This window comes from Streptomyces sp. NPDC059002, from assembly GCF_042740435.1.
In the GTDB taxonomy this organism is placed as follows: domain Bacteria; phylum Actinomycetota; class Actinomycetes; order Streptomycetales; family Streptomycetaceae; genus Streptomyces.
Genome location: NZ_JBHYJI010000041.1, coordinates 35,185 through 61,823, shown reverse-complemented (window position 1 = coordinate 61,823; position 26,639 = coordinate 35,185). Strand labels below are relative to the sequence as shown.

Genomic DNA, 26,639 nt, shown 5'->3' with positions numbered 1-26,639 from the left:
AGGGTCATCCCGTGCCGCACCTAGAGATATCCGACCTGATCACAGCGACAGCCCCGCGCAGCGGAAATCGCCTACCGGTGCACCGCGCCGACGTGATCCACCGGCTCCACGAGGCAGGAGACAGAAGAGCCGCCCGCATCGTGGAGCGGCTCCCCGTGGACGAGCAGGGCACACTCGACCCGCACCACGTGGACCGCCTCCTGATCTCCGTGCACACGGAAATGCAGCGCCTCAGCGAAGAGCTGCGCATCGGCGACCGCCTCCTGCACCTGCTCGGCCCGCTCCTCGAAGCGATCCGGACGAGCGACGGCGGAGCAGCCCGCGGCGGCCCCCTCCGCCTCGTGGACATCGGCTGCGGCCTCGGCCACCTCGTCCGCCATCTCGCGGCCACCCGCGCCCTCGGCCCGGACGTCGAACTCATCGGCGTGGACCTGAACGCCGCCCTGGCCGACGAGGCCGAACGGCTGGCCCGCGCCGAGGGCCTGGACTGCCGCTTCGTGCACGGCAACGCCTTCGACCTGCCGGAGGCCGCCACCGTGTACGTCTCGACGGGCGTCCTGCACCACTTCCGCGGCCCCGCGCTCGCCGAGTTCTTCCGGACCCAGGCGGCCACCCCCGCGCTGGCGTTCTGCCACTTCGACATCGCCGCGACGTCGCTGGCACCCATCGGTGCCTGGGTGTTCCACCGCGCCCGCATGCGCCATCCGCTGGGCCGCCACGACGGTGTCGCGTCCGCCCGCCGCGCCCACACCGACGAGACCCTGCTGCGCGCCGCGACGGTCCCCGGGATGCGCCCGCTGGTCTACGAGCCCCGCACCCTCTCCAACCCCTTCTGCACCACCCTGCGCCCCGTCGTGGGCGTACGCCCGCACCTGGAGGCCCCCCTGCGCCGCTCCCTCGGCCGCGCCGCACGCAGGCTCGTCGGCCCCGAACACCTGGCGGCGTCCGGCCGGTTCGGCGCGGCGGCGTGATGGGGCCCGCCCTGCCGCTGCTGGCCCTCGGCCTGATCGACGCCGCGTTCAGCGGTTTTCGCGCGTACGCCGGACGCGACGCCCGCATCCGCAAGCGCCGCGCCGCCGTACGGTCCGGGCTGCGCGGCCTCGCGGTCGGCGCCGTACTGCTGCTCGTGCCCGTGGCGACGGCCTGCGCGCTGCTCCTGTGCGCGGCCGACCGGAACGCCGCGTACGCCGAGCTGGCCGACGGCGGCACCGGCTTCCTGCTGCCGCTCGCCGCCTACGCCGCCGTCGTCCTGGTCACGCTCGTCGGCTACTTCGTCCTGCCGTTCCGGGCGAGCACGCTCGCCATGGTCGTGGGCCTCGGCCCGCTCGTCCTGCTGCGCCCGCTGGTCGTCGCGGCCGCCTGCGCGGGCACGCTCCTGGGCGGCGGCGGCCCGGCCGCCCTCCTGGTGGGCGTGGTCGCGGGCGCCGCCGTCCTGTGCGTCGAGCCGCTCACCCACCGCCGCTGGTACGCCGAGCCGCTCACCCACCGCCGCTGGTACGCCGAGCCGCTGTAGCGGCGACTACACCCCGGCCCGCTTCTGCGCCTGGGCCACCAGTTCGAGGGCCTCGGCGAGCCCGGCGGGGTCCTCCAGGACGAGGGCCAAGTCCCGCCCCGCGACGGTGATCTGGTCGGCGGCGGCGAACATCCCGGCGTCCGGCATCTCCCGCGGCTGCGCGCCCGGCTCCTCGATGCGCTGCGCGCGCACCGCCAACTCCCTGGCCAGAGCGAGCGCTTCGGTCGCCGCGCCGCGCTGCAGTCTGCTCTGCGGCGCGGCCCGCAGGCGGTCGGCGAAATGGTCCACTGCGGCCGTCAAAGGCGTCGTATCGAGCACCCCGCGACCTTATGCGCCTTTCCGCGACTGTTGCCAACGCCCCAACGCTCAGGCACGGTGGCGTGAAGGACGGAACACATCGCGACGCGTCCGGAGGCGCCGATGTCCCAAGTCTTCTCCGAGGAGACCCACCGCAACCTGCTCGCCCGAATCCCCCACTGCACCGGTCGTGAAGTCTCCGACTGGCTGCGCGCCGTGGACGAAGGCCCCTCTCTCTTCCGCTTCGAGGAGAAGGTCAGCTGGCTCCGCGCCGAACACAACCTCGCGTACGGCCATGCGAAAGCCATCATCCACGAGTACGACCTGAGGCGGGCCGCCCGCAAGTTCCTCTGATCCACACCCCCCGAAAAATCCCTCTCCCATACGGCGAAGGGCCCGCGAACCGGAATCGGTCCGCGGGCCCTTCGGCCGTCAGCTGCGTCAGTCGTTGCCGGAGAAGATGGCGATCAGGCGCAGGAACTCCATGTAGATCCAGACGAGCGTCATCGTCAGACCGAACGCGGCGAGCCAGGCCTCTTCCTTCGGCGCGCCGTACGCGATGCCGTCCTCGACCTGCTTGAAGTCCAGGGCCAGGAAGCACGCGCCGAGCAGGATGCCGACGATGCCGAAGACGATGCCGAGGCCACCGCTGCGGAAGCCGAGACCGTCACCGCCGCCGAAGACCGCGAACAGCAGGTTCACGGCGGTCAGCAGCAGGAAGCCCATCGCGGCGGCCATCACGAAGCCGTAGAAGCGACGGTTGACGCGGATCCAGCCCGCCTTGTACGCCACGAGGACGCCGATGAAGACGGCCATCGTGCCGAGCACGGCCTGCATGGCCGCGCCGCTCGCGATGCGGTTGTCGACGACGCTGGAGACGACGCCGAGGAAGACACCCTCCAGCGCCGCGTACGTCAGGATCAGCGCGGGGGACGCCTTGCGCTTGAAGGCCTGGACCAGGCCGAGCACCATCGCGATGAGGCCGGCACCGATCGCGATGCCGTACGACTTGCTGATGTTGGCGTCGTCCACCGGCAGCAGCGCCCAGGCGAGCGCGGCCGTGACCACGAGCGTGCCGAGCGTGGTGGCGGTGCGCATGACGACGTCGTCCATCGTCATGCGGCCCGCGGTCGTCACGGGCGCCTGGGGCGCGCCGTACTGCACGTCCTGCTGGGCGTACGGGTTGGTGGCGTAGGGGTTGCCCGCGGGGGCCTGCTGGCCGCCGGCGTACGGATTGCCCTGCGCGTACGGGTTGCCCTGCTGGGTCTGGGTCGCGCCTGCGGGTCCCCCGGCCTGCGGCTGCTGGCCGAAGCCGGCGAAGCCGTTGTCGCGGCTGAACCCCCGTCGCGAGAAGACCGGGTTACTGCTCCTCATTTCACTCCTCCATGGCCACCGAGCGTGGCTTTGGTTCAAGAGTAATGCGTAGGCAAAGGGATGAGCCTAGTGCTTGGGGAGGATCTTTCCCTCCCTGTGACCGAGAACGTGCGGGACCGCCCGCACTGTTCCCGGATCGGAATCGTTCCGCCGCACGAGTGGCACCAGCGAGATGGCGACGGCGCCGAGGACCGCGGCGACCGCGAACGTGGTGAAGCCGAGTGAGGCGTTGCCGCCCGCGACGACCGCGCCGCCGAGCCAGGGTCCGACGACCGCGCCGGTGCGCCCGACTCCGGTGACCCAGCCGAGCCCCGTGGCGCGCTGCGCCGGCGGATAGACGGAGGGGGCGGCCGCGTACACCATGACCTGCGCGGAGAAGAGCCAGATGCCGGTGACGAAGACGACGGCGTAGGCGACGCCGAGCGGCAGCTGGGCCTTGAGCAGGAAGGCGCCGCACGCGGTGAGCAGGAACCAGACCGCGGAGACCTTGACCGCCCCGAAGCGGTCCGCGGTGCGCCCGGCGACGAGCATGCCGACGATGCCGCCCGCGTTGATCACCATCAGGAAGGTGACGGAGGAGGAGAGGGAGTAGCCGGAGGCGCGCATCAGCTCGGGCAGCCAGGTGGAGACGCCGTAGACGAGGAGCAGTCCGGCGAAGGAGGCGATCCACATCAGCGGGGTGGCGAGGCGCCTGCCGGGTCCGAAGAGCGCGGCGACGGCGGAGAAGCGGCCCTTCGCGCCGGCCTCGGGGGCTTCGGCGGCCGTCGGGTCGGGCAGCAGATAGCGGGCGGCGACCGCCTCCGCCTCGCGCGTACGTCCCTTGGCGAGCAGCACGCCGGGCGACTCGGGCAGCCACTTCAGGACCAGCGGGACCGCGACGAGCGCCGGTATGACGCCGGTCCAGAAGACGACGCGCCAGCCGTGGTCGGGGCCGAGCGCGAGCCCGAGGCCCGTCGCCGCCATGCCGCCCGCGTGGTACGAGGTCATCATCAGGCCGGTGGCGAGCGCGGCCCTGCGCGGCGGCGCGAACTCGGCGACGATCGCGAGCCCGATCGGCATGAGCCCGCCGAGCCCGAGCCCGGAGACGAAGCGTCCGGCGCCGAAGACGGCGGCGCTCGGCGCGAGCGCGCACAGCGCGGAGCCCAGCGAGAAGAGGACGACGCTGCCCGTCACCATCGGCTTGCGCCCGGCCCAGTCGGTGAACGTGCCGCAGCCGAGCGCGCCGACGAGCATGCCGAAGGTGGTCCAGGAGCCGATGGTGCCCGCGGTGGACGTGGTGAAGCCGAGGTCGGGGTCGTCGATGAGGTGCGGCATCACAGCGCCGTAGATGTTGACGTCCATGCCGTCGAAGAAGACGACGAGCCAGCACAGGGCGATGACGGGCGCGACGGATCTGAAGGTGCGCTCAGGAGGGGGCACAGCGTTCACGGGCTTCCTTCTGGTCGGTCGGTCCGGTCAGTCGAGGGGGAATCCGGTGTAGCCGTCCGCGAGGTCGGCCTCGGCGGAGCGCGCGGTGGTGATCCGGTCGAGCCGGGCCAGCTGGATGCGGTCGTCGAAGGGGGTGGCGTCGGGGGCGCGGTGCAGCATGGTCGTCATCGCGTACGAGAAGCGCTCGGCCTGCCAGACGCGGCGCAGGCAGGTCTCGGAGTACGCGTCGAGGCGGCTCGCGTCGCCCTTGTCGCGCAGCAGGGTCAGCGCGCGGGCGAACGTGACGACGTCGCCGACCGCGAGGTTGAGGCCCTTCGCGCCGGTCGGCGGGACGATGTGCGCGGCGTCCCCGGCGAGGAAGAGCCGCCCGTGGCGCATGGGTTCGTGGACGTAGCTGCGCATGGGCGTGACGGACTTGGCGGTGACGGGTCCGCGCCGCAGCGTCCAGGCCGGGTCGTCCGTCTCCAGGCGCCGGTCCAGCTCGTCCCAGATCTCCTCGTCGCTCCAGTCGGCGGCGTCCGTGCCGTCCGGAACCTGGAGGTACGCGCGCGTGACGGACGGCGACCTCATGGAGAGCAGGGCGAAGCCGCGGTCGTGGCGGGCGTAGACCAGCTCGTCGTGGGAGGGCGGCACATCGGCGAGGATGCCGAGCCAGCCGAAGGGGTACGTGCGCTCGAAGGTCCGGGAGACCGCCTCGGGTATCGCGGTGCGGGCCACGCCCCAGAAGCCGTCGCAGCCCACCACGTAGTCGCATTGGAGGGTGTCCTCGCGTCCCTCGTGCCGGAAGCGGATCCGGGGGCTCTCGCTGTCGGCGCCCTCCACGGCCAGCGCCTGTGCCTCGAAGAGCAGCGGGCCGCCCTCGGCGAGCTGGAGGGCGATGAGGTCCTTGCAGATCTCGGTCTGGGCGTAGACCGTCACGGACCTGCCGCCGGTGAGCGCGGGGAAGTCGACGCGGTGCCTGCGGCGGTCGAAGCGCAGCTCGATGCCGTCGTGCGGCAGGCCCTCGCGGTCCATGCGGGCCCCCGCGCCCGCCTCGCGCAGCACGTCGACGGTGCCCTGTTCCAGGATCCCGGCGCGCTGGCGCCGCTCCACATAGCCGCGGTCGCGGCTCTCCAGGACGACGGAGTCGATGCCGGCGCGGTGCAGGAGCCGGGCGAGGAGCAGTCCGGCAGGTCCCGCTCCGATGATTCCGACGGTGGTGCGCATCGATGACTCCCTCGCCTTGTTCGCCTGGTGAACTTTCGTTCATAATGTGCTGACGGGAGTCTCTGGGCACGGCTGTGCGCTGTCAACGGTCCTGCGGCACCCGATTTCACGAGCCACGAGGAGCGGCGCGATGCCGGAAGAGTCCGTACGTCCCCTGGAGCGCGGCCTCGCCGTCCTGCGCGCGCTCACCGCACGGGACGGGGCACGCGCCGGCGATCTCGCACGCGCCACGGGCCTGGCCCGCGCCACGGTCGACCGGGTCGTGGCGACCCTGGTCCGGATCGGCTACGTACGCGCACACGGCCAGGAACTCCGCCTCACCCCCCGCCTCATGGAGCTCGGCAACGCCTATCTCGCGGCCAGCGGCCTGACCGGCGAGGTCGCCGCGCGCACCGCCCGGCTCGCGGACGAGCTCGACGAGTCGGTGTCCCTCGCCGTGCCCGACGGCGACGGCGTCCGCTTCGTGACCCAGGCCGCGCGGCGCCGCGCGATGTCGGTGGCGTTCCGCATCGGGGACCTGCTGCCGCCGGAGCGCTGCGCCCCCGGCGCGCTGTTCGCCGACGCGTGGGACGCGGCGGAGTGGGCCGCGTGGCGGGCCCGGACGGCCGCAGGGCCCGCGGAGGGCGCCTTCCCCGCGCTGCCGCCGGGACCCGCCCCGTCGGACCTGCCCGACCTCGCGGACCGCGTGGCGCACTCGCGCTCGACGGGCTGGGCCCTGGACGACCAGCTGATCGAGCCGGGCCTGATCGCGGTGGCGGTCCCGGTGCGCGACACCGAAGGGCGGGTCCGGTACGCCCTGTCGGCGGTGAGCCACACCAGCAGACACACGGCGGACGACCTAGCCTCCGCGGTCCTGCCGCGCCTGCGCGCGGAGGCGAAGCACTTGGCGGACCTGGCGGGGGACGCGCGGCCCGCGGGTCCCGGACTGCCGCCGCCCGCCGACGAGTCGGCGCACTCCCAGGCCCCCGACCCGGCGGCGGCCAAGGCCGAGCTCGGGCCCGGTTTCCTGCAGTCCCTGGCCCGCGGCCTCGCCGTCCTGCGCGCCCTGGGCGAGGCCCGCGGCGACGGCCTGCCGCTGACCGCGCTCGCCGCGGCCACGGGCCTGCCCCGGGCCACCGCGCGGCGCTGTCTGCACACCCTGGAGCAGGAGGGGTACGCGGCGCACGACGGGCGCCTCCACCGGCCGCTCCCCCGCATCCTGGAGCTGGGCCACGCGGCCCTGTCCCGGCTCGGCTTCGCCGAACTCGCCGAGCCGCATCTGCGCGACCTCGCGGACCGCGTGCACCAGTCGGCGTCGGTGACGGTCCTCGACGGGACGGACATCCTCTACGTCGCGCGGGCGGCGACGGTCCGCGTGATGAGCGTCCGCATCACGGTCGGCACCCGCTTCCCCGCGTACGCCACGGCCATGGGGCGCGTCCTCCTCGCCGGGCTCCCCGCGCGGGAGCGCACCCGCCTCCTCACGGCGGCCCCGCCGCGCGCCCTCACCCCGCACACCGTGACGGACCCCGGCGCGCTCGGCCGGATCCTCGACCGGGTGGCCGCCGACGGGTACGCCACCGCCGACCAGGAGCTGGAGGAGGGCCTGCGCTCGGTCGCGGTCCCGGTCAGGGACGCGGAGGGCCGCGTGGTGGCGGCGCTGAACGTGGCGCAGCACGCGGGCCCGGGGCCGCTGCGGGAGACCCGCGACGCCCTGCTCCCCGCGCTGCGCGAGACCGCGGCGGCGATCGAGACCGACCTGCACACCGCGGGCCGCTTCAACGCCGTGCGGCTGCCGTAGGGCCACTGTTCGAGCAGCGCCCTGTCGCGGGGGGGGCAAGTGTCTGATGGGGCGTCAGTTCAAGCGTCTCGCAACGGTGTTGACCGCCACGCCCGTGATCTTCGGCGGCGCTCTCTTCGTGGGGACGGAGGTGCCCGGAGCCGGACTCGAACCGGCACGCCCCCGAGGGGCAGCGAGGTTTAAGCTCGCCGTGTCTGCATTCCACCATCCGGGCAGGCCGTGGGTCCGCATCTCAGGATTCGACCCTATCGGGAGGCATCCCCCGAACAGCGGAAGGACAGCCCGATGTTGTCTTATTTTATTGACGTCTGAGGGTGCATCAGCCACGGGTACGGTCCATCGGTACTTGCCGGAGGCCTTTCCCCACTGTCGGCCGGTCTCATGGGCCTCTGCACGGAATGACGGAATTTAGCCGCCCGGCGCGATCACCGTCCCGGTTCCGCAGTCAGGGACGCCCGTCATCCCCAGGTATGACGCAGGGCGCTCGAGTCCGACTGGAGAGGGCCTCGGGAACCGGAACAGCGGCTGACTTCACGGCGCGGATCGGCCATGACGATGGAATACGTCCCCACTCGTCGTCCCGACAGGAGCACCGCCCCGTGACCACCACCCCCTTCGCCGCCCGCGCCACCGCCGTGGCCGCGCGCGCCACGGACCTCTCCAAGGTGTACGGACAGGGCGAGACCCAGGTGGTCGCCCTCGACCACGTCTCCGTCGACTTCGGACAGGGCGAGTTCACCGCGATCATGGGCCCCTCCGGCTCCGGCAAGTCGACGCTGATGCACTGCGTCGCGGGCCTGGACAGCTTCAGCTCGGGCTCGGTGCGGATCGGCGAGACCGAGCTGTCCACGCTGAAGGACAAGCAGCTCACCAAGCTCCGCCGGGACAAGATCGGCTTCATCTTCCAGGCGTTCAACCTGCTGCCGACCCTGACGGCGCTGGAGAACATCACGCTGCCGATGGACATCGCGGGCCGCAAGCCGGACAAGCGGTGGCTGGAGCAGGTCATCGAGATGGTCGGCCTCTCCGGGCGGCTCAGCCACCGGCCCACCGAACTCTCCGGCGGTCAGCAGCAGCGCGTGGCCGTGGCCCGTGCGCTCGCCTCGCAGCCGGAGATCATCTTCGGTGACGAGCCGACGGGAAACCTCGACTCGCGCTCGGGCGCGGAGGTTCTCGGGTTCCTGCGGAACTCCGTGCGGGATCTCGGGCAGACCGTCGTGATGGTCACGCATGACCCGGTGGCCGCGTCGTACGCGGATCGCGTGATCTTCCTTGCGGATGGGCGGGTCGTGGATGAGATGCACCGGCCTACCGCGGACGGCGTCCTCGACCGGATGAAGCACTTCGACGCCAAGGGGCGGACGAGCTAAGCGCTCTGCTCAAGCGCTCTGCCGCTCTGTTCTTCGACTGCGGGCCGTCTGTGGCTGGTCGCGCAGTTCCCCGCGCCCCTGACGGGGCGACCCAGCCCCGGCCCGATCTTCCACCAGGACTCACACCCATGTTCCGTACCGCCCTGCGCAACGTGCTCGCGCACAAGGCCAGGCTGTTGATGACCGTGCTCGCCGTCATGCTCGGCGTCGCGTTCGTCTCCGGCACCCTGGTCTTCACCGATACCTTCGGCAACGCCTACAAGAACAAGTCGGCGAAGAGCTTCGACCATGTCTCCGTCGCCATTCAGCCCGACGGCGGCTCCTCGTCCGGCGACGGCGACGCCAAGCGGCCCGGCCGTCTCACCGACGGTCTCCTGAAGAAGGCCGGGTCGCTGCCCGGCGCCGACTCCGCGATCGGCTCCGTCTCCGGCTTCACCGCGCTCGCCGACAAGGACGGCAAGCTGGTCGGCGGCGAGTGGGGCACCACCGGCGCCAACTACTACCCGGGCAAGGACGGCAAGGACCCGCGGTACGACTTCACCAAGGGCGCCGCCCCGAAGTCCGCGGGTGACATCGCCATCGACTCCCGTACCGCCGAGCGCACCGGCTTCACGGTGGGCGAGACCGTCCGCTACTCCACCGACGGACCGGTGCGGGAAGCCAAGGTCAGCGGCGTCTTCGACACCGACGAGGGCAGTGTCGTCGCGGGCGGCAGCCTGGTGGTCCTGGACAACGCGACCGCCTTCAAGGCGCTGAACAAGACCGCGTACGACGAGATCGACGTGAAGGCCGCCGCGGGCACCTCCGAGGCCGCCCTGAAGTCCTCCGTCGAGAAGATCCTGCCGAAGGACACGGACGCCGTCACCGGCGGCCAGCTCTCCGACGACCAGGACGCGATGATCGAGCAGCAGACCAGGTCGATGAGCCAGGTCCTGCTGATCTTCGCGGGCATCGCGCTCTTCGTCGGCATCTTCATCATCGCCAACACCTTCACCATGCTGGTCGCCCAGCGCACCAAGGAACTGGCCCTGATGCGCGCGGTCGGCGCCTCGCGCCGCCAGGTGACGCGCTCCGTGCTCATCGAGGCGGGCCTGGTCGGCCTGGTCGCCGCCGTCACGGGCTTCGCGCTCGGCATCGGTGTGGCCGTGGGCCTGGAGTCCCTGATGAACTCCGCGGGTGCCTCGCTGCCCGACGGGCCGCTCGTCGTCGCCCCGACGACCATCGTGGTCGCGCTCCTGATCGGTGTGGTCGTGACCATGCTGGCCGCCTGGCTGCCGGGCCGCCGCGCCGCGCGGATCCCGCCGGTCGCCGCGATGAACAGCGTGCACGCGACGCCGACCATGCGCGGTCTCGTCGTCCGCAACACCATCGGCTCGCTGATCGTGGCCCTCGGTGTGCTCATGCTCTTCATGGAGGACAACTACGTGAAGTCCGGCGGCGCGGCCGTCGTCCTCATCGGCGTCATCGTCCTCACGCCGCTCCTGTCCCGCCCGTTCATCGCCGCGTCGGCCCCGCTCCTGAAGCCGTTCGGCGTCACCGGCAAGCTGTCCCGCCTCAACTCGGTGCGCAACCCGCGCCGTACCGCGTCCACCGCCGCGGCCCTGATGATCGGCCTCACCCTCATCACGGCGATGACGGTCGTCGCGACGTCCATGGGCACGGCCATCAACAAGATGGCGGCGGGCTCCCTGAAGGCCGACTACTCGGTCTCCATGGCGAACTTCCAGCCGCTGACCCCCGAGGTCCGCGAGAAGCTGGACAAGCTGCCCGGCGTCGAGGCGAGCAGCCCGGTGCGCAGCGCCTACGGCGAGGCCGCGGGTTCGTACACCACGATCTCCGGCGTCGACCCGAAGACCATCGACAAGCTGGTCGGCCTCGACTTCGACAGCGGCTCGATCGACGCCCTGCGCGGCGACTCGGTGCTCATCGACCGTGACATGGCCAAGGACAAGGGCCTGAGGACGGGCGACACCGTCCCGGTGGAGTTCGACGACGACAGCAAGACGGTCAAGCTGAAGGTCGGCGGCGTCTACGAGGGCAACGAGATGCTGAGCGGCGTCTTCGCCGCCACCTCGGTCGTCGACCCGCACCTCGACAAGGTCGTCGACAAGCAGGTCCTCGTGAAGATGAAGGACGGCGCCTCCGACAAGGCCGAGGACTCCATCGTCAAGGCGCTCGGCGACAACCCGGCGATCACCATCCAGGACAAGGACGCCATCAGCAACCAGGTGGCGGGCGCCATCAACATGATGCTGAACATGCTCTACGGCCTCCTGGCGATGGCCATCCTGATCGCGGTGCTCGGCGTCATCAACACCCTGGCGATGTCGGTCTTCGAGCGGAAGCACGAGATCGGCATGCTGCGGGCGATCGGCCTCGACCGTGCGAACGTGAAGCAGATGGTCCGCCTCGAAGCGGTGATCATCTCGCTCTTCGGCGCGGTGCTCGGCATCGTCCTCGGCCTGTTCCTCGGCTGGATCGCGGGCGGCACGATCTCCGACACGGTCTCCACGTACGCCATGGAGGTCCCGGTCGGCAGGATCGCGGTCTTCCTCGGCATCGCGGCCCTGGTCGGTGTCCTCGCGGCGGTGTGGCCCGCGCGGAGCGCCGCGCGGCTGAACCCGTTGCAGGCCATCAAGAGCGAGTAGCAGGTAAGCAGGTGGGAGAGGGGCCCCGGGCGTGGTCTCGGGCGGGGGCCCGCTCGAGGGCGTTGGCGCGGCGCGGCGCGGGGGCGGCGTCAGACGCCGTACGGGCTGAAGATCACCGCCACTCCCTGGCCCGCAGCGGCATCCCCGAGGCACCGCTCTCCGAAGTCTTCACGGCGAGGACCTGGTTGACGCCGATGCGGTTGCGCTCGAAGGCGAGGGCGGACGCCGCCATGTAGAGGCGCCAGATGCGGGCGCGCCCCGGCGAGGTGAGCCGCTGGCCCGCAGCCCAGTTCGCCTCCAGATTGGCGACCCAGCGGCGCAGCGTGAGGGCGTAGTGCTCACGGATCGCCTCCAGGTCGCGCACCTCGAACCCGGCGCGCTCCAGGAGGTCCACCGTGGTGCCCACGGGCGCGAGCTCGCCGTCCGGGAAGACGTAGGCGTCGATGAACTCGTCGACCGTGTACGCCGATTCGTCGGCCTGCGGGCGGCGCGCGATCTGGTGGTTGAGCAGCCGTCCGCCGGGCTTCAGGAGGGCGTGCAGGTCGTGGGCGTACTCCAAGTAGCGCGCGGAGCCGACGTGTTCGGCCATGCCGATCGAGGAGATCGCGTCGTACGGTCCGTCGCGCACGTCGCGGTAGTCCTGGACGCGGATCTCGATCCGGTCGGTGAGGCCCTCGTCCGCGATGCGCTTCCTGGCGTACGCGGCCTGTTCCTGGGAGAGCGTGACGCCGACGACGCTCACGCCGTGCTCGCGGGCCGCGTGGATCGCCATGGAGCCCCAGCCGCAGCCGACGTCGAGCAGCCGCATGCCGGGCTTCAGGTCGAGCTTGCGGGCGATGAGTTCGAGCTTGTCGCGCTGGGCGTCCTCCAGGGTGCCGTCGGGCGACTCCCAGTAGGCGCACGAGTAGACCATCGAGGGGCCGAGCACCAGCTCGTAGAAGTCGTTGCCGACGTCGTAGTGGTGGCTGATGGCCTGCCGGTCGCTGCCCTTGGTGTGCAGGTGGAGGCGGCCGTGTCTGCGCATCTCCTCCGGCGGCGGGGCCGGCGGCAGGAAGGGGGCGGAGAGGGCGAAGAGGGAGCGTGCGGCGGCGCGGACGCGCGGGTCGCGCAGGGACTGCCGCAGGTTCCTCGCGTTGTCGCCGCGCTCCCAGATGAACTCGGCCATCCGGTCCAGGACCTCGTACAGGTCCCCGTCGACGTCCAGGTCACCGGCCACCCAGGCGCGGGCCAGGCCCAGTTCGCCCGGCTTCCACAGCAGGTGGCGCAGGGCGCGGCGGTTGCGCACGACCAGGACGGGGGCGTCCGGCGGGCCGGTCTCCGATCCGTCCCAGGCGCGGATACGCACCGGCAGCGCGGCTCCCATGAGCTGCTCGGCGAGGTTCTTCAGCCGCAGTGCGGCGTTCTGCATGGCGCACACCTCCGTGGTGAGATCGGCCGGATCCCGGAACGGACCAACACCACGTAAACACCAAAGAGCCACCTGCGCAGTCCCGTTGCAGCGTCACGGATCGGCAAAATAGATGGCGGGGGCATCTAGTTCCGCGAGGGGTGTGCGCCCCTCGGGCCCACGGGAACGCCGAAGGGACCGCCCGCACCACGGATGGCGGGCGGCCCCTTCGGGGTGGATCAGTGACGCGAGGTCAGGAGGCCTTGGCCTTCTCCTCGGCCTTGACCGCCGGAGCGGGCTCGGCCGCGACCGGAGGCTTCGGAGCGGGCTTGGCCGCCTCGTAGAACTCCTCGCGCGGCGCTTCGAGGGCACCGAGCGAGACGACCTCGCGCTTGAGGAACATGGCGAGCGTCCAGTCCGCGAAGACGCGGATCTTGCGGTTGAACGTCGGCATCGCCATGCCGTGGTACGCGCGGTGCATGTACCAGGCGAGACGACCCTTGAGCTTGATCTTCATCTTGCCCATGACGATCATCGCGACGCCCTTGTGCAGGCCGAGACCGGCGACCGCACCCTTGTTGGCGTGGCTGTACTCCTTCTGCGGGAAGCCCCGCATGCCGGAGATCACGTTGTCGCCGAGGACCTTCGCCTGACGCAGCGCGTGCTGGGCGTTCGGCGGGCACCAGGCGTTCTCGTTGCCCGCCTTGCGGCCGACGAGGTCCGGCACCTGGGCGTTGTCGCCCGCGGCCCAGATGTAGTCGGTGCCCTGGACCTGGAGGGTCGTCTGGGTGTCGACGTGACCACGCGGGCCGAGCGGCAGACCGAAGCGCGAGAGCGCCGGGTTCGGCTTGACGCCCGCGGTCCACACGATGGTGTTGGAGTCGACCTCGAGGCCGTTCTTGAGGACCACGTGGCCGTCCACGCAGGAGTCCATGGACGTCGAGAGGTAGACCTCGACCCCGCGGCTCTCCAGGTGCTCCTTGCCGTACTGGCCGAGCTTGGGACCGACCTCGGGGAGGATCTTGTCCGCGGCGTCGACGAGCACGAAGCGCATGTCGTCGCGCTTCACGTTGGTGTAGTACTTGGCCGCGTCGCGGGCCATGTCCTCGACCTCGCCGATGGTCTCCGCACCCGCGAAGCCACCGCCGACGAAGACGAAGGTCAGCGCCTTGCGGCGGACCTCCTCGTCGGTCGTGGAGTCAGCCTTGTCGAGCTGCTCGAGGACGTGGTTGCGCAGGCCGATGGCCTCCTCGATGCCCTTCATGCCGATGCCCTGCTCGGCGAGGCCGGGGATCGGGAAGGTGCGGGAGACCGCGCCCATCGCGATGACGAGGTAGTCGAAAGGCAGCTCGTACGCCTCGCCCACGAGGGGGGCGATCGTGGCGACCTTGCGGTCCTGGTCGATGGTGGTGACCCGGCCGGTGAGGACCTCGGCCTTCGGCAGTACGCGTCGCAGCGGGACGACGACGTGCCGAGGCGAGATGCTGCCGGCGGCGGCTTCGGGGAGGAAGGGCTGGTAGGTCATGTACGACCGGGGGTCGACGACCGTGACGGTCGCCTCTCCGTAGCGCATCTTCTTGAGAATGCGCCGAGCTGCGTACAGGCCTACGTACCCACCGCCTACTACGAGGATCCTGGGACGCTCCGTGGTGCTCATGCCATCGAGTATCCACCTGCCCGCCGGGGGTCGCTCGTGCGCCCCTTCACAAGGTTGAGTAGGGCCTCTGCTACACTTCGCCGCCCACGTGACGGAGGTCATGGCGGCGCAGGGGAACCACCGCGTCACGCGAGTCGTTGTCCACCCCCTGTGAGCTGCCCCTCTGGGCCCCCGCGGGGAGTGGACCACCGGGCCGCTTCACGCGCGTGACACACGCGCGAAGCACCCCGGCCACACACCGTCGGACCCCTGGGTACCCCTTTCGGGGGTCGAAGGTCCTTGAACCTCGCCCATCAGGGCCGAATTCCTTGTGAAGAACTTCACGAACTTTTCCGACGGAGTCTCGTCGGGGGGCCTTTCGGCCCCCCTCACGGCCGCTCAGGCGCCACGGGGCGCGCTCAGGCGATCGACCATCCGATGCCGTCGAGGATGTCGTGTTCCGAGACGACGACCTCGCGGGCGCCGACCCTGTCCATGATCGCGAGCAGCACGAGGGTGCCCGCCGCGATCACGTCGACACGGCCCGGATGCAGCACGGGAATCGCGGCGCGCTCGTCGTGCGTGGCGTGCGTGAGACGCTCCACGATCGCGCTGACCTGCTCGTACGAAACGCGGGCGTGATGGATCGCCGCCGATTCGTAGGCGTCGAGGCCCAGCGCGATCCCGGCCACCGTCGTGACCGAACCGGCGAGCCCGACGAGCGTGCGGGCCTCCTTGAGCGGCACCGTGCTCTCGGCGAGGTCGAGGGCGGCCTCGATGTCGGCACGGATCGCGTCCAGCTGCTCGCGCGTCGGCGGGTCCGTGACGACTCCGTCGCGTACGAGATGACGCTCGGTCATCCGGACACAGCCGACGTCGACCGAGCGGGCCGCCTCGACATGGTCCGTGCCGACCACGAACTCCGTGGAGCCGCCGCCGATGTCGACGACCAGATAGGGCTGCGCCAGATCGTCGCGCCCCGTCAGTTCCTTGGTCGCACCGGTGAAGGAGAACTCCGCCTCCTGGTCGCCGGTGATGACCTCGGGCTCGACGCCGAGGATGTCCACGACGCCGCGCACGAACTCGTCGCGGTTCTCGGCGTCGCGGGACGCGGAGGTGGCGACGAAGCGGACGCGTTCGGCGCCGAGGTCCTTGATGATCGCGGCGTAGTCGCGGCAGGCGGCGAAGGTGCGGTCCAGCGCCTCCTGGGCGAGGCGGCCCGTCTTGTCCACGCCCTGGCCGAGCCGGACGATCTGCATCCGGCGGTCCAGGTCGACGAGTTCACCCGTGGCCGGGTCCGCGTCCGCCACGAGCAGGCGGATGGAGTTCGTGCCGCAGTCGACGGCGGCGACGCGGGTCACTTGGCCGCCTCGTCGGCGTCGCCGTCGACACCGAAGAAGCCGCCGCCGTTCGCGCCAAGCTTCAGGATGTCCTCCTGGCAGGTGGCGGACGGCGTGACGCACGGGCCCTTCGCCCACCACTCCGGGAGCATCGCGACGGCCTCGTCGCCCAGCGGGTTCACACCGGGGCCCGCGGCCAGCGAGTGACCCACCAGGACGTGCAGGCACTTCACGCGGTCCGGCATGCCGCCCGCGCTGGGGAAGCCCTCAAGGACCTCGATGGCGTCGCGGCGGGCGATGTAGTCCTCGTGCGCCCTGCGGTACGCGGCGGCGAGCTCGGGGTCCGTCTTGAGCCGCTCCGACATCTCCTTCATGACGCCGTTGGCCTCAAGAGTGCCGATCGCGGAGGCCGCCCGCGGGCACGTCAGGTAGTACGTCGTCGGGAAGGGCGTGCCGTCCGGGAGGCGCGGGGCCGTCTCGACGACGTCGGGCTGTCCGCAGGGGCAGCGGTGCGCGATGGCCCGCAGGCCGCGCGGCGGGCGGCCGAGCTGCTGCTTGAAGGCCTCGACGTCGGCGTCGGTGGGCTCGGTGCGCTCTGTGGTCGGCGGAGGCGTTTCCATGCCTGTCTTTCCATGTCCGTGGGTCAGTCGTCGGGGCGGTCGGCCTTGTCGACGCCGTCCCATACGTTCGAGTACCAGGGCCGGGTGACCGCTCCCTGGTCCGTGCGGCGGCTCTTCGTCGCCGCGGGGTCGATCACCGTGAAGCCGGTCTCGCCCGGCATCACATAGTGCAGCCGGTCCCGGATGCGCTGCTCCGCGTACGCGTCGTCCTGCCAGCGGGCCTTCTCGTCGCGCAGCTTCTCGACGTCCTCCTGGCGCTCGGCCTTCTGCCGGCGCAGGTCGTCGATCTCGGCGCGCTGCGAGACGTACTGCCGCATCGGGTACGCGAGCGCGACGATCAGGGAGCAGAGCACGAGGGCGAGGAGGGCCGCGCGGCCCGTGAGGCGGGAGCGGCGGGCCTGGCGCTTGGTCTGGGAGCGGTAGACCCGCTCGGCGGTCTGCTCACCGAGCAGGCGCAGGCGGGTCGCGGTGGAGAACCGGTCCTTGGTCCCGGCCTTGGCCATGGTTCCGCCTCCCCAGAGCAGCGCGTCAGTGCCTCAACGTACCTACGTCCCCGCACACGGTACGGGACCGCGTGCGGGGACGTAGGTAACCCGGCGTTACTACCGGGCCTCCGGCTCGATCAGCCCTTGAAGCGCGGGAAGGCGCTGCGGCCGGCGTAGACCGCGGCGTCGTCGAGGATCTCCTCGATGCGCAGGAGCTGGTTGTACTTGGCGACGCGCTCGGAGCGGGCCGGGGCGCCGGTCTTGATCTGGCCGCAGTTGGTGGCGACGGCCAGGTCGGCGATGGTGACGTCCTCGGTCTCGCCGGAGCGGTGGGACATCATGCACTTGAAGCCGTTGCGCTGGGCCATCTCGACGGCGTCCAGGGTCTCGGTCAGCGAACCGATCTGGTTGACCTTGACGAGCAGGGCGTTGGCCGAGTTCTCCTCGATGCCGCGGGCCAGGCGCTCCGGGTTGGTGACGAACAGGTCGTCGCCGACCAGCTGCACCTTGTCGCCGAGCTTGGCGGTGATGACGTTCCAGCCGGCCCAGTCGTCCTCGAACAGCGGGTCCTCGATGGAGACGAGCGGGTACGCGGCGACGAGCTCCTCGTAGTACTCGGTCATCTCGGCGGCCGAGCGGGACTTGCCCTCGAACTCGTACTTGCCGTCCTTGTAGAACTCGGACGCGGCGACGTCGAGGGCGAGCGCGATCTGCTCGCCGGGGACGTAACCGGCCTGCTTGATGGCCTCGAGGATGAGGTCGAGCGCGGCGCGGTTGGAGTCCAGGTTCGGGGCGAAGCCGCCCTCGTCGCCGAGGCCGGTGGACAGGCCCTTGCTCTTCAGGACGGACTTGAGGGTGTGGTAGACCTCGGTGCCCCAGCGCAGCGCCTCGGAGAAGGACTCCGCGCCGATCGGGGCGATCATGAACTCCTGGATGTCGACGTTGGAGTCGGCGTGCGACCCACCGTTCAGGATGTTCATCATCGGGACGGGCAGCAGGTGCGCGTTCGGGCCGCCGAGGTAGCGGAACAGCGGCAGGTCGCTGGCCTCGGAGGCGGCGTGCGCGACGGCGAGCGAGACGCCGAGGATGGCGTTGGCGCCGAGCGAGCCCTTGTTGTCGGTGGCGTCCAGGTCGAACATGGCCTGGTCGATCAGACGCTGCTCGGTGGCGTCGTAGCCGACGAGCTCCGGGCCGATCTGCTCGATGACGGCGAGGACGGCCTTCTCGACACCCTTGCCCTGGTAACGGTTGGGGTCACCGTCGCGAAGCTCGATGGCCTCGAAGGCACCGGTGGAGGCACCCGACGGGACGGCGGCACGACCGGTGCTGCCGTCGTCGAGGCCGACCTCGACCTCGACCGTGGGGTTGCCTCGGGAGTCCAGGATTTCCCGGGCTACGACGACGTCGATGGACGGCACGAGCATCTCCTTCTGGGATGTGACGCATTTACGCGGGGCCGCTTCGGCCCTGCGTCTCACGAGCCTAACGGGCTCCGGAGCTTCGGCCAGCCGACCGCCCGTCCCGTGGGACGGGCGAGGGCCCAAATACCTGGGAAACGGGACGGAAGCCCGTGTTTCTACTGGCCGGTAGCTCGCTAGGGGCGAACACGGGGCCAAGGCCGCGGGCCTTCCGGCGCCGGACACGGCCCCGCCCCGGTGCGTACGGGGGATACGCGCACCGGGGCGGGGAGCCCGTGGGGACGGGGGAAGCGGCCGTGCGTCCGCCGAGGCACGGCCGCTCGCGGGTCTTTAGCTGAGGTGCAGCTGCTGACCCGGGTAGATGAAGTCGGCGTCGTCGATGATGTCGCCGTTGAGCTTGTAGACCTTCTGCCAGCCGCCCTTGACCTTGTGGTCCTCGGCGATCTTGGACAGGGTGTCGCCCGACTTGACCTTGTACTCGCCGTCGCCCTTCTTGACCGTCTTGCCGGTCGGGGTCTCGACGGTCTTCTTGGTCTCGGCCTGCGGCGTGGGCTGCGGCTTCGGCGCGGCCTGCTGCTGCGGAGCCTGCTGCTGGGTCTGCTGCGGCTGCGGCTTCGGCTGCTGCTGCGGCTTGGCCTGCTCCTGCGAGCCGCCGCCGTTGTACGCGGCGCCCGAGAGGCCGACGCCACAGCTCGGCCAGGCGCCCTTGCCCTGACCGGCGAGGACCTTCTCGGCGATCTCGATCTGCTGGGCCTTGGAGGCCTTGTCGGCGGTCGGCGCGTACTTGGTGCCGCCGTACGCGGCCCAGGTGGAGGCGGAGAACTGCACGCCGCCGTAGTAGCCGTTGCCGGTGTTGATGGACCAGTTGCCGCCGGACTCGCACTGGGCGACGGCGTCCCACTCCTGGCCGGTGGCGGCGTTGGCCGAGCCGGCCGCCATCAGCGGGGCGGCGACGGCCGCGCCGGTCACACCGACGAGCGTGGCGACGCGGGTGGCCTTGGACGGGCGACGGTGCTTGCCCTTGCCGGAAAGCAGCATGAGTTGATCCCCTACACCGACGCCTGCGAGGTGAGCTGTCGGGTTCGGGCCGATGTGGTTGCCCGGCCGCGCTTCCTAGAGCGCGACTTCACCCCTAGCCGTTTCCGGCACTTACCTTGGGTCCCCCGCTCCTGCCTACGGCGCTCTTGAGCGACGACTGTTCCCGTCCGGCCGTTGGCAGGATTCGGCGTACCGACCGGCGGGGCCCGCAGTGGCGAGCGGTCACGACCGTAGACACGCAATCCACCGAATTTCAAAGACGATCAGGTCTTCTGAGACCCATCTCTCACTCGCGCCAAACCGGACATACGACGCGAAGCCCCCACCCGACTCTTCGTCAACTTCCCTTACTTTTCGCCCAAATCGAGGCTCTGACCGGGGAGAATGAGGTCCGGGTCGGCCCCGACGGTCTTCTTGTTCTCGGCATAGAGCGTGGGCCAGCCGCCGTCGACGTCGAGGTCGTCCGCGATCGCCGAGAGGTTGTCTCCGGAGCGCACCGTGTACGTCCCGTCGGCGACCTTGTCCGTCCGTCCTTCGCCACGCGAGGCGTGCCGCCCCGGACGGTCCTTGCCGTCGTCTCCCGAGGGCTGCTCGTCGGCGCGGTCGCCGCGGTGGCGGCCGGGCGCGGAGTCGCCGGAGGGGGCGGTGGAGTCCTCGGGCGCGGGCGAAGTGGCGTCCTTCTCTCCGGACTTGCCGGGGGCGTCCTTGCCGTCCTTGTCGCCCTTGCCGTCCGCCGCGCCTTCGCCGTCCTTGTTGCCCTTGTCGTTCTTGTCACCCTTGCCGGGCTCGTCGTGATTCTTGTCGCGGGCATCCCCGGAGTCGTCCGACGCCTCACCCGAGTCCGCCGGCCCGCTCGCGTCGTCGGACGGCTCCGCGGAGTCCGAGGGCTTCTCAGCAGGCTTCTCGGAGGGCTTCTCGGTGGGCTTGTCCGTCTCGCCGGAGCCGGTCGGGTCCGACGGCTCGGGCGTCATCGGGGCACCCGGGTCCACGTCGGCCGCGGCACCGCCGTCGGTGAGTCCGGCGATCGGGGCGCAGCTCGGCCACGCGGCCGTGCCCTGGTCGTAGAGGACGCTCTCGGCGACGGCGATCTGCTGCGACTTGGACGCCTGGTCGGCGCTCGGCGCGTAGTCGAGGCCGCCGTAGTTCTCCCACATCTCCTGCGAGAACTGGAGTCCTCCGTAATACCCGTTGCCGGGGTTGGCGCTCCACGCGCCGCCGCTCTCGCACTCGGCGAGCTTGTCCCACGTCGCGGTGTCGGCGGCGCTCGCGCTGGTCGCGCCGAGCAGCGGGATGGCGATGGCTGATCCGGTGACTCCTGCCGCGACGATGAGGGCCGGGGCTTGGCGGGGGCGTCGGTGACGACCATTGCCGGAGAGCATGCGGTTGCCTTTCAGGAGACTATTGCGGCAACTCGGGCACCAGGTGTCCGAGTCGACGTGAACGTAGTCGCACTCGAACGCCTGTCACAAGTCGATGCAGCGGAGATCACGTGAAAGTCACAGTCTTGACGGACCGTCAGTTCGGTGCCGTTCTCTGTGCGGATGTGAACTCCACGGGCAACGTCCGCAGTCCCCGCATGATCAGCCCGCCACGCCACCGCAAATCGGCAGGATCCGCCGCGAGTTGCAGGTCCGGAAGGCGCCGCAGCAGTGTCGCGAGGGCGGTCTGGCCCTCCAGGCGGGCGAGCGGGGCGCCCAGGCAGTAGTGGATTCCGTGGCCGTACCCGAGGTGCTGGTTGTCACGCCGGGACAGGTCGAGGGTGTCGGGATCCGCGAAGCGGGCGGGGTCGCGGTCGGCGGCGGCGAGCACCACGAGGACGGGATCGCCCGCGCCGATGTGCTGCCCGCCGATGGTCAGCGCCTCGGTGGCGAACCGCCAGGTGGCCAGCTCCACGGGCCCGTCGAAGCGGAGCAGCTCCTCGACACCGGTCTCGAGGAGGCCGGTGTCCCCCTCCGCCAGGGCACGCTGCAGCCGCTCGCGCTGCTCGGGGTGGGTGAGCAGGGCGTACATGCCGTTGCCGATGAGATTGACGGTGGTCTCGAACCCGGCGAAGAGCAGGATGAACGCCATCGCCGCGGCCTCGTTCTCCGTGAGGTGCTCGCCGTGGTCGGAGGCGCGGATGAGGCCGGAGATGAGGTCGTCGCCCGGGTCCAGGCGCTTGCGGTGGATCAGCTCGGCGAGATAGCCGCGCATCTTCTTCACGGACCGCGCGACACCGCCCCGCGGGCCTCCCCCGTGCCGGATCATCATGCCCGCCCAGTCGCGGAAGTCGTCCTGGTCCTCGCGCGGGACGCCGAGCAGGTCGCAGATGGCGTAGATGGGGAGCGGGAAGGCGAACTCGTGGATGAGGTCGGCGGTGCCTTCCTCGGCGAACCGGTCGATGAGCTGATCCGTCAACTCCTGCACGCGCGGCGCGAATTCGGCGACGCGGCGCGGGGTGAACGCCTTCGAGACGAGACGCCGGAGGCGGGTGTGGTCCGGCGGGTCGATGTTGAGCAGATGCGTCATGAGGTTGGCGCTGCGCTCACCCGGAATACCGGTCTTGCTCTTCACGTGCGCGGGCTCGTCGTGGTGGGCGGGGTTCTTGCTGAGCCGCTGATCGGCGAGGGCCTGCCGAGCATCCGCGTACCGGGTGACGAGCCAGGCCTCGACCCCACTGGGCAGCCGCTGCTTGCTGACGGCCTCGTTCTCCCGCAACCAGGCGTAAGCGGGGTAGGGATCGCTGGAGAACTCCCAGGTGAAGAGCTCGGGCTGCGAGGGCGGGGCGGAGGCCTTGTCGTGCATGCGGTCGACGGTATCGCTCCGCCGGGCGGCCGGTGTCATGCCTGCGGGTGCATCGTGGCTGGTCGCGCAGTTCCCCGCGCCCCTTCGGGCGCTCAGTCCCCCGCCCGTCGAGGGGGCGGTCCCTAATCCCCCGCCCCCTCAGCCGCCAGCACCGCATCCCGATACGCCCTCGCCGCCACCCGCAGCGCCGCCTCGGGGTCGACGCCCTCCGCTTCGGCCCGCAGGGCCAGGGCAAGCAGTTCGTACCCCATGTCTCCGCCCGAAGGCACCGTCACCTCAAGTCCCGCCGTCCGCACCCGGGATGCCAGCTTCGCCGCGAGTGCCAGGGCGGGCTGGCCGAGGGGGATGCCCTCCGTCAGGGACGTGCGCTGCTTCTCCTCCGCCTTGGTGCGGAGCCAGTGCGCACGGACGTCGTCCGGGGTCTGTGCCGAGTCGTCGCCGAAGACATGCGGGTGGCGGTGGATGAGCTTCTCGACGAGGCCGCCCGCGACGTCGTCGATGGAGAAGGACTCGTCGTCCTCGTCGGGGCCGCCCTCCTCGGCGATCCTCGCGTGGAAGACGACCTGGAGCAGGACGTCGCCCAGCTCCTCGCGGAGTTCGTCCCTGTCGCCGTCCTCGATCGCCTCGACCAGCTCGTACGCCTCCTCGATCGCGTACTTCGCCAGGCCCTTGTGGGTCTGCTGCGAGGACCAGGGGCATTCGTCGCGGATCCGGTCCATCACCTGGACCACGTCGAGCAGGCGCGCGCCCGGCAGGTCGTACGAGGCGGGGAGCAGCTCCAGGTCCGGCATCGCGACGCGGCCGGAGCCTGCGAGGCGGGCCAGGCCGTCGGTGAGGGGGCGGTCGCCCTCGGCCGTCGCGATCACCAGGACCGTGCGCCCGCCCGTGCAGGCGTCCACCAGCTCCTGGGCAGTGGGCGACGCCTGCTCCACCGGCACGCCCGCCTCCCGCAGATAGGGCAGCTGCGGGTGCGTGGCGTCGGCGCACAGCACTTCGTCGGCGCCGTGCAGCGCCTGCCAGGCGGGCCAGGAGAGGAGGCCGGGCGCGACCCGGTGGCTGGTGGTCAGCAGGATGACGCGGCCGACGGCCTCCTCGGAGGGGTCGGAGGCGTCGGCCGGGGGCGTGGTCTCGGTGGCGTTCACCCGTCGAACGTAACCCGCCCCACTGACAACGACGCCACCGTCGCCGACAAGCCGATACCGCCAGGGCCTGTCCGGCGGATCAGGCCGCGTGCGGGTGGCGGCCACCTTTCGGTGCCGGCGAGCGGGGTCTGGTGCGTGCGGCTGCAAGGCGGAGGAGGGCGGCAACGCAGTGGGGTCTCCCCTGCTCGGGCGGAGCCGAGAGCTTGGGGGAGTGCGTGCCAGCCCCCGCGACCGCGGCCTGGTCCGCCGGGCAGGCCCTACGCCTGCTCGCCCTGTCCCGCGGCCTTGGCGTCCGTGACCTCGCGCACCCACGGCGTCCTGGCGTCCGCGCGCTTGTTCTTGTCGACGTCCCAGGTGCCGTACCGCGGGTTCAGGTCGATGTCGAGCTTCTTGGAGGCGGCGGACAGCGACTTCCAGAACACCGCCTGGCCCTCGGGCGCGTTCATGTCGGCGCCCAGCTTCTTGGCGAGCTTCTGGGCCTCGATCTCGGTGCGGAAGCTGTCGTCGAGGTGGGCGGGGGCGACGCCGTACTGCTGGAGCCAGCCCTGCTCCAGGGCCTTGCGGCCGCCCGCCTGCTGCTCGAGGCCGGTGCGCATGGTCTGGATGTCGCGGCGCGTGACGCGCACTCCGGCGTCGGCGGCCGCGCGGTGCAGGACCTTGTCCAGGACCATCGTGTGCAGCGTGCTGCGGGTGAGGCCGCCGGACTTGGCGATGGCCTGCGCGTACTGGGCGTCGTCCGGGATGGCGGCCCGCTGCGCGTCGCGCACCTCGTTCACCCGGCTCTCCAGCTGCGCGACCGTGATGCGGTCGCCGCCGACGACGGCCGCGGCGCCGGGGTGCGCTTCGCCGCCGCAGGCGGTGAGGAGGGGGGCCGCGGCGATCGCGGCGGCGGAGAGGGTGAGCGCTGTGCGACGACGGCGGTGCAAGTGAGCCTCCCGTTGGAGATTGTGCGGCGGTGCACAAAGTCTTGCGGTGATCGATGGTAGGCAGTGGCCGTCATCTCGGCCAGCCATTCGACACCTATTCGACCAACGATTTCCCGGGAGTTGGGGCACCCTCGGCCCCGCCGTACGGGCGTCAGCCGCGCACTTGTCCGAGCCATTGCAGGGTGCGGCGGATCTCCGCGGGGAAGGGGTGCCCGGGGCCGTGCAGCAGCTCCGCGTCGTGCAGCAGCCGCGCGAGGGTGTCGTGGGCGGCCGGGCGGTCGCCGAGGGCGAGCAGCAGGTGGCCGATGCGGCGGCGGATCTCCAGGGACTGGCGGCGGTCGTCCGTCGCGTAGTGGTTCTCGTAATAGGGGAGCAGCGCGCGGTACTCGGCGAGCGCCGCGGCCGGTTCGCCGAGCTGCTCCAGGCACTGCGCGGCCTCGTACCGGAACTGGAGGGAGTGCGGGTCGGCCTGGCCCGATTCGGCGGCCCGCTCGTCGGCGAGGCGCCGCAGTTCGGGCAGGGCGCGGCGGTACTGGCCGTCGTCCATGAGCGTGGCGGCGTACTGCTTGCGCAGGCTGCGGACGACGGGTGAGTGCTCGCCGTGCTTGGCGGCGGCGGCAGGAAGGATCGCGCCGAGGATGTCCACGGCCTGGGTGATGCGGCCCTCGCCGAGCAGGCGCTTGACGTCGTCGACGGCGCGGGCGACGTCCTGCCGGGGCGGTGCACCGGGCGGCTGCGGCGGCATGTCGGGGGCGGCGGCGGGGGTCGCCGCGCGGTCCGGCCAGGGCGCGTGCGGGCGCAGGAAGGGGCGGGTGGGGTCGAGGGGGCGGCCCGAGGGGATGCCGCGCGCGGGCAGCAGCGGGGCCAGCTCCTCGTACACCTCCTGGGCGCTGGAGTGCCGGTGCTGGGGGTCCTTGGCGAGCAGCCGCAGGACGAGGGACTCCACGGCTTCCGGCACCTCGGGGCGCAGCCGGCGGACCGGCAGCGGCGGCTCGTAGAGGTGGCGGTGCAGGACGCCGAGCGCGGTCGAGCCGGAGAACGGCACGTCGCCGCTGAGGAGTTCGTGCATCAGGACGCCGAGGGCGTAGAGGTCGGTGTAGGGGCCGACCGCGCCGCCCATGGCCTGCTCGGGCGCCATGTAGGCGGGGCTGCCGATCGGCGATCCGGTGTGGGTGAGGCGGGTGGTGTCGGTGTCCATGACCGAGGCGATGCCGAGGTCGAGGATGGAGATCGTGCCGTCCTGCTTGACCATCACGTTCCGCGGCTTGAGGTCGCGGTGCACGATCGGCACGGCGTGCACCGCGGAGAGCACGGCGCACAGCTGGGCGGCGACGGCGACGGCCCACTGCCAGGGGTAGGGGTCGTGCTCGGCGAGGTGGTCGCCGAGGTCGGCGCCGTCGACGTACTGCATGACGAGGAAGAGGGCCCCGTCCTCGGAGGGCTCGCTGCCCGCGTCGTGCACGGTGACCAGGCCCGGGTGGTCGACCTGCGCGGTGACGCGGCACTCGCGCACGAAGCGGCGGCGCAGCTCCTCGGCCTCGGCGCCCGCGACCCGGTCGGGGCGCAGCAGCTTCACGGCGACACGGCGGTCGAGGCGCTGGTCGTACGCCGTCCAGACCTGGCCCATGCCGCCCTGGCCGATGAGCGTGGCGAGTTCATAGCGTCCTGCGACGACGCGGCCGCCCGTGGTCACGGTCAGCTGCCGCCTTCCTGCTTGCGCAGATAGTCGCTGAGCTCGTCGAGCTCGGCGCGGACCTGGTGGATGCGGGCGGGCGCGGGGCGCGTGGGCGGCTGCGGGGTCTGCTGGAGGGGCGGCGGCTGGAGCGGCGGCTGCTGGAACTGGGTGGGCTGCTGGTGGACGGGGCCCGGCGCGGGCTGCTGCGGGTAGCCGTAGGCGGCCTGGGCCTGCTGCGGTACGTGGCCGTCGAAGCGCGGTGCGCGGTACGGGCTGAAGTGGCGGATGTCCGCGTACAGGTAGTAGGCGAGGGCGGCCACCAGTGTGCAGAGCAGGATCACCATGCCCGCGTTGCCCGGGCCCTCGAACTCGTCCTCGCCCTTGTCGATGCCGACCAGGGCGAGGGCCGTGATGTCGAGCGCGGTCACGACGCCGAAGAGGACCCAGTCGTGCGCCTTGCGGGTCACGAGGGCCAGGCGCAGCAGCGCGGCCCATGCGAACAGGCCGCACGTCACGACCGCGAGGGCCACGAACATCACGCGCAGCGTCACAGGCGAACCCCCCGAGGGGGG

23 protein-coding genes, 1 tRNA gene and 1 riboswitch are annotated in these 26,639 nt (G+C 71.4%); of the genes, 6 read left to right on the top strand and 18 right to left on the bottom strand.

The genetic code is table 11. The annotated features are described in order from the left end of the window. Positions 1-77 precede the first annotated feature (77 nt). Together ACFWZ2_RS29925 and ACFWZ2_RS29920 are read left to right on the top strand one after the other, a co-directional pair. Positions 78-971, top strand: coding sequence for a class I SAM-dependent methyltransferase (locus ACFWZ2_RS29925; RefSeq protein WP_384550905.1), 894 nt, complete (start codon positions 78-80; stop codon positions 969-971). Then, entirely contained in the window at positions 971-1,513 is a 543-nt protein-coding gene (locus tag ACFWZ2_RS29920; RefSeq protein ID WP_384550904.1) for a hypothetical protein, read from the top strand. The genes ACFWZ2_RS29925 and ACFWZ2_RS29920 overlap by 1 nt, the downstream gene beginning before the upstream one ends. 6 nt (positions 1,514-1,519) lie before the next feature. On the opposite strand, the gene ACFWZ2_RS29915 is transcribed toward ACFWZ2_RS29920, so the two are convergent. Beyond that, positions 1,520-1,831 (bottom strand): hypothetical protein, encoded by a 312-nt coding sequence (locus tag ACFWZ2_RS29915; RefSeq protein WP_384550902.1) that lies wholly within the window; start codon positions 1,829-1,831, stop codon positions 1,520-1,522. 102 nt (positions 1,832-1,933) lie between these two features. Here ACFWZ2_RS29915 and ACFWZ2_RS29910 point away from each other — a divergent pair, with 102 nt between their 5' ends. Next, complete coding sequence (locus tag ACFWZ2_RS29910; protein ID WP_055545457.1) at positions 1,934-2,164, top strand: DUF4287 domain-containing protein; 231 nt, start codon at positions 1,934-1,936, stop codon at positions 2,162-2,164. Between the two features lie 87 nt (positions 2,165-2,251). Here the strand turns inward: ACFWZ2_RS29910 and ACFWZ2_RS29905 are convergent, their stop codons facing one another. From ACFWZ2_RS29905 to ACFWZ2_RS29895, 3 genes are all read right to left on the bottom strand, one after another. Next, positions 2,252-3,184 carry a Bax inhibitor-1/YccA family protein gene (locus tag ACFWZ2_RS29905; protein WP_384550900.1) on the bottom strand — a complete coding sequence of 311 codons (933 nt, stop codon included), beginning with the start codon at positions 3,182-3,184 and terminating at the stop codon, positions 2,252-2,254. Positions 3,185-3,250: 66 nt separating this feature from the next. Then, on the bottom strand, positions 3,251-4,612 hold the full coding sequence (locus tag ACFWZ2_RS29900; protein ID WP_384550898.1) for an MFS transporter: 1,362 nt from the start codon (positions 4,610-4,612) through the stop codon (positions 3,251-3,253). 27 nt (positions 4,613-4,639) lie between these two features. Beyond that, complete coding sequence (locus tag ACFWZ2_RS29895; RefSeq protein WP_384550896.1) at positions 4,640-5,818, bottom strand: 4-hydroxybenzoate 3-monooxygenase; 1,179 nt, start codon at positions 5,816-5,818, stop codon at positions 4,640-4,642. Between the two features lie 130 nt (positions 5,819-5,948). Here ACFWZ2_RS29895 and ACFWZ2_RS29890 point away from each other — a divergent pair, with 130 nt between their 5' ends. After that, on the top strand, positions 5,949-7,598 hold the full coding sequence (locus ACFWZ2_RS29890) for an IclR family transcriptional regulator C-terminal domain-containing protein (RefSeq protein WP_384550894.1): 1,650 nt from the start codon (positions 5,949-5,951) through the stop codon (positions 7,596-7,598). A 131-nt stretch (positions 7,599-7,729) separates the two neighbouring features. Here the strand turns inward: ACFWZ2_RS29890 and ACFWZ2_RS29885 are convergent. Further along, positions 7,730-7,812 (bottom strand) — tRNA-Leu (locus ACFWZ2_RS29885). A gap of 385 nt (positions 7,813-8,197) precedes the next feature. Here ACFWZ2_RS29885 and ACFWZ2_RS29880 point away from each other — a divergent pair. Together ACFWZ2_RS29880 and ACFWZ2_RS29875 are read left to right on the top strand one after the other, a co-directional pair. Further along, on the top strand, positions 8,198-8,968 hold the full coding sequence (locus ACFWZ2_RS29880; RefSeq protein WP_365365236.1) for an ABC transporter ATP-binding protein: 771 nt from the start codon (positions 8,198-8,200) through the stop codon (positions 8,966-8,968). Between the two features lie 128 nt (positions 8,969-9,096). Next, the gene (locus ACFWZ2_RS29875) at positions 9,097-11,616 is read left to right on the top strand and encodes an ABC transporter permease (RefSeq protein ID WP_384550891.1); all 2,520 of its coding nucleotides are present in this window, start codon (positions 9,097-9,099) and stop codon (positions 11,614-11,616) included. A 112-nt stretch (positions 11,617-11,728) separates the two neighbouring features. Here ACFWZ2_RS29875 and ACFWZ2_RS29870 read toward each other — a convergent pair whose 3' ends face one another. The 13 genes from ACFWZ2_RS29870 to ACFWZ2_RS29810 all read right to left on the bottom strand — a co-directional run bounded on the left by ACFWZ2_RS29870 (position 11,729) and on the right by ACFWZ2_RS29810 (position 26,618). Further along, complete coding sequence (locus tag ACFWZ2_RS29870) at positions 11,729-13,024, bottom strand: class I SAM-dependent methyltransferase (protein WP_384550889.1); 1,296 nt, start codon at positions 13,022-13,024, stop codon at positions 11,729-11,731. 232 nt (positions 13,025-13,256) lie between these two features. Continuing rightward, on the bottom strand, positions 13,257-14,660 hold the full coding sequence (locus tag ACFWZ2_RS29865) for an NAD(P)/FAD-dependent oxidoreductase (RefSeq protein ID WP_384550888.1): 1,404 nt from the start codon (positions 14,658-14,660) through the stop codon (positions 13,257-13,259). 398 nt (positions 14,661-15,058) lie between these two features. Continuing rightward, positions 15,059-16,000, bottom strand: coding sequence for an exopolyphosphatase (locus tag ACFWZ2_RS29860; protein ID WP_384550886.1), 942 nt, complete (start codon positions 15,998-16,000; stop codon positions 15,059-15,061). After that, positions 15,997-16,599, bottom strand: a complete 603-nt coding sequence (locus ACFWZ2_RS29855) for a DUF501 domain-containing protein (protein WP_384550884.1) — start codon at positions 16,597-16,599, stop codon at positions 15,997-15,999. The genes ACFWZ2_RS29860 and ACFWZ2_RS29855 overlap by 4 nt, the downstream gene beginning before the upstream one ends. A 23-nt stretch (positions 16,600-16,622) precedes the next feature. Next, positions 16,623-17,102: a septum formation initiator family protein gene (locus ACFWZ2_RS29850; RefSeq protein WP_384550882.1), complete on the bottom strand. Its 480-nt coding sequence runs from the start codon at positions 17,100-17,102 to the stop codon at positions 16,623-16,625. Between the two features lie 119 nt (positions 17,103-17,221). Further along, the gene (eno, locus tag ACFWZ2_RS29845; RefSeq protein ID WP_384550880.1) at positions 17,222-18,502 is read right to left on the bottom strand and encodes a phosphopyruvate hydratase; all 1,281 of its coding nucleotides are present in this window, start codon (positions 18,500-18,502) and stop codon (positions 17,222-17,224) included. 330 nt (positions 18,503-18,832) lie between these two features. Next, a complete protein-coding gene (locus ACFWZ2_RS29840) occupies positions 18,833-19,540 on the bottom strand; it encodes a transglycosylase family protein (protein WP_384550879.1) in 708 nt (235 codons plus the stop codon). A gap of 4 nt (positions 19,541-19,544) precedes the next feature. Next, a riboswitch (cyclic di-AMP (ydaO/yuaA leader) is annotated at positions 19,545-19,693 on the bottom strand. 194 nt (positions 19,694-19,887) lie between these two features. Next, complete coding sequence (locus ACFWZ2_RS29835; RefSeq protein ID WP_384550877.1) at positions 19,888-20,919, bottom strand: transglycosylase family protein; 1,032 nt, start codon at positions 20,917-20,919, stop codon at positions 19,888-19,890. Between the two features lie 136 nt (positions 20,920-21,055). Further along, positions 21,056-22,324: a cytochrome P450 gene (locus tag ACFWZ2_RS29830; protein ID WP_384550875.1), complete on the bottom strand. Its 1,269-nt coding sequence runs from the start codon at positions 22,322-22,324 to the stop codon at positions 21,056-21,058. Between the two features lie 122 nt (positions 22,325-22,446). Beyond that, a complete protein-coding gene (locus ACFWZ2_RS29825; RefSeq protein ID WP_384550873.1) occupies positions 22,447-23,466 on the bottom strand; it encodes a nucleoside triphosphate pyrophosphohydrolase in 1,020 nt (339 codons plus the stop codon). A gap of 257 nt (positions 23,467-23,723) precedes the next feature. Then, positions 23,724-24,392 (bottom strand): SurA N-terminal domain-containing protein, encoded by a 669-nt coding sequence (locus ACFWZ2_RS29820; protein WP_384550871.1) that lies wholly within the window; start codon positions 24,390-24,392, stop codon positions 23,724-23,726. A 151-nt stretch (positions 24,393-24,543) separates the two neighbouring features. Further along, positions 24,544-26,091 carry a protein kinase gene (locus ACFWZ2_RS29815; protein WP_384550951.1) on the bottom strand — a complete coding sequence of 516 codons (1,548 nt, stop codon included), beginning with the start codon at positions 26,089-26,091 and terminating at the stop codon, positions 24,544-24,546. After that, the gene (locus tag ACFWZ2_RS29810) at positions 26,088-26,618 is read right to left on the bottom strand and encodes a hypothetical protein (protein WP_384550870.1); all 531 of its coding nucleotides are present in this window, start codon (positions 26,616-26,618) and stop codon (positions 26,088-26,090) included. The genes ACFWZ2_RS29815 and ACFWZ2_RS29810 overlap by 4 nt, the downstream gene beginning before the upstream one ends. Positions 26,619-26,639 lie beyond the last annotated feature (21 nt).